Origin of the sequence: Jeotgalicoccus psychrophilus DSM 19085, from assembly GCF_000425845.1 — a bacterium.
GTDB classification, from domain to species: domain Bacteria; phylum Bacillota; class Bacilli; order Staphylococcales; family Salinicoccaceae; genus Jeotgalicoccus; species Jeotgalicoccus psychrophilus.
Genome location: NZ_AUEF01000031.1, coordinates 1 through 4342, shown reverse-complemented (window position 1 = coordinate 4342; position 4342 = coordinate 1). Strand labels below are relative to the sequence as shown.

The 4342-nt window shown below is 40.1% G+C and carries 2 protein-coding genes and 2 pseudogenes; 1 reads left to right on the top strand and 3 read right to left on the bottom strand.

From position 1 onward, the window contains the following. Nucleotides 1-158 precede the first annotated feature (158 nt). Nucleotides 159-1034 (top strand): annotated as a pseudogene (locus H625_RS0108775) (IS3 family transposase); the annotation flags it as partial. A gap of 355 nt (nt 1035-1389) precedes the next feature. On the opposite strand, the pseudogene H625_RS0108770 reads toward H625_RS0108775, so the two are convergent. From H625_RS0108770 to H625_RS13475, 3 genes and pseudogenes are all read right to left on the bottom strand, one after another. After that, a pseudogene (locus H625_RS0108770) lies at nt 1390-2537 on the bottom strand (IS3 family transposase). Between the two features lie 158 nt (nt 2538-2695). Next, the gene (locus H625_RS12890) at nt 2696-3637 is read right to left on the bottom strand and encodes a M10 family metallopeptidase domain-containing protein (protein WP_051239040.1); all 942 of its coding nucleotides are present in this window, start codon (nt 3635-3637) and stop codon (nt 2696-2698) included. Nucleotides 3638-4204: 567 nt separating this feature from the next. Continuing rightward, nucleotides 4205-4342, bottom strand: a 138-nt coding sequence (locus H625_RS13475; protein ID WP_156897215.1) for an IS3 family transposase, incomplete at its 5' end; no start/stop codon positions are given.

Genomic DNA, 4342 nt, shown 5'->3' with positions numbered 1-4342 from the left:
TCAGCTTTAGATAAATGGGTTAAAAATCATCAGAACACAGGTTCATTTAATCATATTGACAATTTATCTGAAGAAGAGCGCGAACTCAGAAGACTTCGCAAAGACATTCAACAGTTAAAAATGGAAAACGAGATTCTAAAGCAAGCAGCGCTGATCATGGGACGAAAATAGAAGTCATTCGTAAGAATGCACACAAATATTCAGTGTCAGCAATGTGCAAAGTCCTGCAAATCTCTAGAAGTACCTATTATTTTGAAATTAATAAACAAAGAACCCACAAGCAGTATGAGCGAGACAACGAGATCAATGAAACGATTATTCAGGTGTTTAATTCAAACCGAAAATGTTTTGGTACCCGAAGAATAAAAAATGCGTTACATAAACTAGGTTTGACAGTCTCGAGAAGACGTATTGGTCGGGTCATGAAACAGAATAATCTGGTGTCAACCTATACTATCGCAAGCTATAGGCCCTATCCGTCGAAGTCGAACGAGCGTCTGATTATGAATGGTCTAGACCGAGATTTTAACAGAGCACAACCAATGGAAGTCATTGTCAGTGATTTAACATATGTAAAAGTAGCAGGAAAATGGCATTACATATGTGTATTTATTGATCTCTTTAATAGAGAGATTGTTGGGTACAGTGCCGGTTCAAGAAAGAGTGCTGAGCTGGTCTTGTCATCCATCAGCACCATTAAGCATGATTTAAGAGATGTGCAGCTGTTTCACACAGACAGAGGAAAGGAGTTCGATAACCAGCTGATTGATGAAGTTTTAGATGGCTTTGATATTGAAAGATCACTCAGTATGAAAGGCTGTCCTTATGACAACGCTGTGGCTGAAACCACGTTCAAAGCGATGAAAACTGAATTTATTAACCAATATACTTTTATATCATTAAAACAATTAAACATCGAACTATTCGACTACGTAAACTGGTATAACAATATTAGACCCCATGGTGCATTGAATTATCTCACGCCAAAGGAGTATAAAGAAAACTTCTATAAAAACTGTCTAATATTCTGTTGACATACCAGTTTTTTTGAGTTGCCAAGAGGGGGGAATCAGTGGCTCGTATCAACTCCTTAAATTCCTTCCGCTTTGCTCCAGTCAGACATTTACCGTTGACACTTCCCGTTTATCTTTACTTCTGGCCAAATAAAAAAAGAGTAGCCGCAGCCACTCTTAATTTTACTTATTCAACAATCGCGCCCGATAACTGCATAGTAGTTTATAATTTCGAACTACACTATGGACAGAAATCAATACTTATGGACCTCTGTCAAGAATCTGGACACATTAAATCGGGACGGTTCAACTGATGTGTAGTATTTCTGCGCTCTATTTAGAAATTTTCGAGTCTTAAAATTAAAATTTGAAGCGATTAAGCATACCGTTTTTCAAATTCAATCGGTGACAGATAATTGAGATAAGAATGGATTCTTTCATAGTTGTAGAAACTGACGATATATTCTAAAATACTCATGCTTGCCTCTGTTCGGGTGGCGTAATTCTCATGATGGATCAGCTCTTTCTTGATGATACTGTGAAAGGATTCAATACATGCATTGTCGTAACAGTTGCCCTTGCGGCTCATACTGGTTCGGATACCGTGGGCCCGCAGTAAGGCTTGATAATCCAGGGCGGCATACTGGCTACCCCGGTCGGAATGATGAATCAGGCCCGGCGTGGGGGTTTGTGTTTGAAATGCACGCTTCAGTGCACGGATGACCAGCGCTTTCGTCATTCTGTCAGACATCGCCCACCCGATGATGCGTCTGGAAAACAAATCCATCACCGTCGCCAGATAGAGCCAGCCTGCTTGCGTATGCACGTAGGTGATGTCTGAGACCCATACTTCGCCACGTTGACTGACTGTAAAGTGCTGATCCAGCAGATTTGGATAGACTGGCAGATTATGTTTTGAATGCGTCGTGGCCTTATATTTCTTGACCGTGTTCGAGCGGAGGCCCATCTCTTTCATATAGCGGGTCACAGTGCGTTCGGAGGTGCGCATGCCGTTCTGACGCAGTATCGCTGTAATCTTCGGGCTGCCATACCGGCCTTTGGATTGTTTGTGGATCTGCCGAATCTGATTTTTCATCTTTTCTTTGCGGTGCTTCTGTGGCGTGTCTGTCCGTCCCATCCACTCATAGAAACCGCTCTTTGAAACACCGAGGGTGCTGCACATCTTTGATACACGAAATTCGTGCCGGTGGTCTGCGATGAAGCAATAAATCACTTCTGGTCGTTGGTAAAGATGCGCATGGCCTTTTTTAATATCTTATTTTCTTCCTCCAGATCCCGCATTTTTTTCTGTAAATCCCGTACTTCTTGTTGATTTTCTCTCAAATTGCCGCTGCCGATGAATGCTGCCGTCCCATTGGCCTTATAATCCTCGATCCATTTGCCCACGGTGCTCTTTGGAATCTCCAACTCACGTGAGACTGCGGCAATGGATTTGCCATTATTAATGACTAAACTGACGGCTTCTTCCTTAACTTGTTGATCATATCTTCTACCTCTGGTCATCGTCTTGAACACCTTCCGTAAATTATATTATGATACCATTGTATCTTTCTTTGTCTCAATTTACTGTGTCCGTTTTCTAGTCTAACTTCATTATACTTGAAGAGCCACCATTTGAATGAGTGACAGACACCATAATACAAACTATTAAAGTTGGTTTCTCATTTCAACGACTCATACAAGTTTTTCAAGATGGTCTTCCTCAGTTGGACTAATTCCGGATAATTATAAAAGAATGCAATCTTTTCATCTGTCATTGTGAAAGGTTCCTTCGGCTTTTCCGTGAAAATGAAATGCACCCACGACTCCGCGATATCTTCCTCCGGATGGCTCACTGCATAAGGCGTCAGGAATTCATCCGCATGCTTATCAAAAAATACGCTCTGAGCTTCTTCACTAGATTCCACATCCATTTCAAGCCATTCTTCATAACGGACCTCCCAGAACCTTTTGAAGTACTGATACATATACGAGTCATTTGAGCTGCAACCTTGAAGTGCATAATATGTTTTACATGCCACAGTCGCTTCCTCAAACTCCTCATCATCTAGTACCGTTTTAGAAGTCGGGGGCACCTCAGAATGGTTCAATGTCAACAAGTGACCGTACTCATGAATCAAGGTATAGTAGAAATCCTTTATATTTGACGTGTCTTGATAGTCAATCGCCAATTTCCATTGGTCAGTATCCGATGGCAAAGGCTCTACCGACCCAAGTGTATTGTCTGGTCCGTCTGTAAAGAGGACGAACTCTTTCACCATTTTCCTATTCTCTAGAGGAATGATTGTTGAAAACAGCTGCCATAAACGTTCATGTTCCTCTTGTTCCTTAGCAAATGATAGGTTATTTGCGTCATCTGTCAGGATTATACGATTCGTTAAATCATTCCTCGCTACAGAATAGGAAACAACGTCCTGCTCGATGGCTTCGGTTTCTTCCGCAAGTGACTCAGGAATATCCAGGAAATCCCCTTCCAGTTGTTGTAGCTTTTTCAAAAAGTCTTCCTCTAGCACTGTAGGTGGCTGTTGATCTTTTTTAGGTGGTAGTGAACACCCTCCAACTATAAAGAGTGCAATTAATAAAATAACGACTACATTCCTCATAAATTCTAACCTCTTTCAAAAAAATATACGTTACTTCACTAGCGTCGCATTAAGCTTAGGCTTGTGTATTTTACTCATCGTATGATGACAAGCTCCTTTTTACCTGCCTTTCCAGTAAGGTAGGTTTTTTAATTTCATACATGAAATTAAAAAACGTGTATCCGGAATCCTATTCCCATAGGGTTCTTTTTTTATGTACGTCTTCAATACACGATTTCACTTTAATCAGCGTTGTAATCAACTATTCATTTTTATTAAACAGACGACTAAAAAACCCTTTTTTTGTTCGTGGTGTCTCAGTTTCTTTTTCAGTTTTAGCATTAGGAACATATAGGTCTTTTTTACTCGTGTTTTCTTCTGATTGACTTGTAATAGCGAGTTGTATTTATTGTATTTGTTGGTTCGATTGCAAGGTTAATTGTTGCTGTTGATCCAGTAAAATTTGAAACTGGTCAAGTTGTCCGTAAAGTCTTTTTTTATCTTCTTTTAATTCGTTTATTGGCATTTTTAACGCGTCAACCTCGTCAACCTTTGGTTGGTTGTCGGAGGTTGACGGTTTTTGGTATGTCAACAGAATATTAGACAGTTATTATAGAAGTTTTCTTTATACTCCTTTGGCGTGAGATAATTCAATGCACCATGGGGTCTAATATTGTTATACCAGTTTACGTAGTCGAATAGTTCGATGTTTAATTGTTTTAATGA